Origin of the sequence: Sphingomonas sp. LH128 (assembly GCF_000293195.2) — a bacterium.
In the GTDB taxonomy this organism is placed as follows: Bacteria; Pseudomonadota; Alphaproteobacteria; order Sphingomonadales; family Sphingomonadaceae; genus Novosphingobium; species Novosphingobium resinovorum_A.
Genome location: NZ_ALVC01000547.1, coordinates 1 through 1481 on the forward strand (window position 1 = coordinate 1; position 1481 = coordinate 1481).

The 1481-nt window shown below is 67.7% G+C and carries 3 protein-coding genes and 1 pseudogene; all 4 read left to right on the plus strand.

Going from position 1 to position 1481, the window contains the following annotated elements; translation table 11 throughout:
- Nucleotides 1-607: pseudogene (locus LH128_RS29970) on the plus strand (DNA-binding protein); the annotation flags it as partial.
- 61 nt (nucleotides 608-668) lie between these two features.
- Nucleotides 669-890 carry a hypothetical protein gene (locus LH128_RS29975; RefSeq protein ID WP_008833450.1) on the plus strand — a complete coding sequence of 74 codons (222 nt, stop codon included), beginning with the start codon at nucleotides 669-671 and terminating at the stop codon, nucleotides 888-890.
- A 72-nt stretch (nucleotides 891-962) separates the two neighbouring features.
- The gene (locus LH128_RS29980) at nucleotides 963-1364 is read left to right on the plus strand and encodes a hypothetical protein (protein ID WP_008833451.1); all 402 of its coding nucleotides are present in this window, start codon (nucleotides 963-965) and stop codon (nucleotides 1362-1364) included.
- Nucleotides 1361-1481, plus strand: a 121-nt coding sequence (locus LH128_RS34895; RefSeq protein ID WP_008833452.1) for a DUF6117 family protein, incomplete at its 3' end; no start/stop codon positions are given. The genes LH128_RS29980 and LH128_RS34895, both read left to right, overlap by 4 nt.

Genomic DNA, 1481 nt, shown 5'->3' on the forward strand with positions numbered 1-1481 from the left:
CAGCCCCTCCGCGCGCGCCGTACAGGAGCGTCGCGACGCCTGGGCGGCCGACATCCCGAAGGACGACGACGCCCTTTGGGACTGGCTTGCCGGTCTCGACGATGCCAGCCGTATGGCTCTGCTGGCGCATTGCGTCAGTTATGGCGTGAACGCTCTCTACGAGCGGCCGAACCCGCACAGCGCGGGCGGCGTGTCGCAGCACACGCTCGACATGAGGCTTGCGCAGGCCGACCGGCTGACGCGGGCGACCGGGCTCGACATCGTCGAAGCCGGCTGGCGCCCTACCTTCGGCAACTACCTCAACCGTGTCACCAAGCCGCGCATCCTCGAAGCCGTCCGCGAAGGCGCCGGCGAACGGGCAGCCGAGCTGATCGGTCATCTGAAAAAGGGCGACATGGCCAAGGAGGCCGAGCGTCTCCTGGCCGATAGCGGTTGGCTGCCCGAGCCGCTTCGGCTGGCCGGCGTTGACGGCGATCCCGCAGCGGACGCGGACGGAGGCGGCGAAACCGAGGGGGCCGAGCTGCCCGACTTCCTCAGCGCCGACGAAGAATCGGAGACGCCACCCGATGGCGAGGATGACGAACGTCACCTCGTCGCGGCCGAATGAGCAGTTCGCGGAGCGGCTTCGGCCGCTCCGCACCTTTCCCCCCAATCGAAGGAGCGTTCGCATGGTGCAATCCAGCCCCGCGCCGATCCGGCGCGTCGTCTTCCAGTATCTCGTGCCGGTCCACGTCGAGATCGAGGATGGCCTCGTTTCCCGGGTGACCGTCATCGACGAGACCCCTGTCCGCGACCCCACCGTGGTCGAGGGCGATCCCGAATATCTCGCCCAAGCCGTGGCGGCCGCTGACGACGGCCAGTCCTGGCCGTCCTGGCAATTCGGCTACTAGCCCTTCCAGCCACGATCCCGATCCACACGAGCCCGGCCCAGCGCCGGGCTCTTTTCGTTTCAGGAGCCCGACATGCCCGATTTTCTCACCCGCTTCTCCTGCCTGCTCGACGTCGGCTCGGTCGCCAATGTCGCGCGGGCCTTCGACCTCTACACCGCTTTGATGGATGAGAACGCTCGCGAGGACCCGCCCGCCGAGCCATTCCTCCTCTCGCTGACGCCCGAGCATGGCGCGACGCGACTCTGGCTTCGCGACCCCGGAACCGCCGATCCGCAATTGCTCATCACCTTCGTCACCCGCTGCGCGGAGACGTTCGGACTCACCGGCACCTGGGGCTTTCAGTGGGCCGGCGTCGCCTCGGAACCTGTCGTCGACGGTTTCTCCGGCGGCGCCCATCTGCTCGACCTCGCCACAGGTCGCACGATCGAATGGATGAGCACCAGCAGGTGGCTGGCTGAGGGAGGCGCGCGATGATCCCCGATTACGCCCACGCCAACTTCCAGACCCTGCTTCGTGCAGCGGAAAGCGGCGACCTTGCGCTGATAGAATGCGTCGACGCCGGGACCGGCGAGCCCCGCTATGTCATCTGCG